Here is an 818-nt window from a genome sequence, read left to right as displayed (position 1 = left end):
ATGCTGTCGGCCTCGAACCTGACCACCCTGGACGAGGCGGGGTTCAAGTTCATCGTCGGGTCGCGGCAGTCGAAGGCGCCGATCGACCTGGAGTCGCATTTCCACTGGCACGGCGACGCCTTCGACGACGGCCAGCACGTCGACACCCTCACCCCCAAACGCGGCGCGAACCTCGCCAACGACACCGCGCTGCGCGCCGAGCCGGTCTGGGACCCGCGAGCTCATCCGGGTTCGTGGCGGGCGGTCTGGTCCTACTCGGCCAAGCGGTTCGCCCGGGACAACCGCACCCTCAACGCCCAGGAGACCCGCGCCCGTGAGGTCGTCAACGGCGACAAGACCGCCCGCACCCCGCGGTTCGTCCGCAACGCCGGTGACGGGCAGGTCCTCGACGAGAAAGCGCTGGCCCGAGCGCGACGGCTGGCCGGACTGAAGGGCTACGTCACCAACCTGCCCGCCCACGTCATGGACGCCGCGCAGGTCATCGGCGCCTACCACGACCTCTGGCAGGTCGAGGCGTCGTTCCGGATGAGCAAGACCGACCTCGCCGCGAGGCCCATGTTCCACCGCACCCGCGACAGCATCGAGGCCCACCTGACCATCGTGTTCGCAGCCCTCGCCGTCGCCCGCACCGCCCAGACCCGCACCGGGCTGTCCATCCGCCGCCTCGTCCGCGCCCTGCGGCCGCTGCGCTCGGCCACCATCGCCGTCAACGGCACCGAGCACACCTTCCCGCCGCAGGTCCCGGCCGACCTCGAGCCGCTCGTCACGGCGCTGCGCGGCTGACCGTCACGCACCAAGGGCGTTTGATCAAACTCGGG

General features: G+C 71.0%; 1 protein-coding gene. It reads left to right on the top strand.

The annotated features are described in order from the left end of the window. A partial coding sequence (locus ACL02T_RS34900; RefSeq protein WP_412835093.1) for an IS1634 family transposase occupies positions 1–783 on the top strand: 783 nt, incomplete at its 5' end. Positions 784–818 lie beyond the last annotated feature (35 nt).

Origin of the sequence: Pseudonocardia oceanicola (assembly GCF_047200735.1) — a bacterium.
Lineage (GTDB): Bacteria > Actinomycetota > Actinomycetes > Mycobacteriales > Pseudonocardiaceae > Pseudonocardia.
This window is presented reverse-complemented; position numbering and strand designations above follow the sequence as displayed.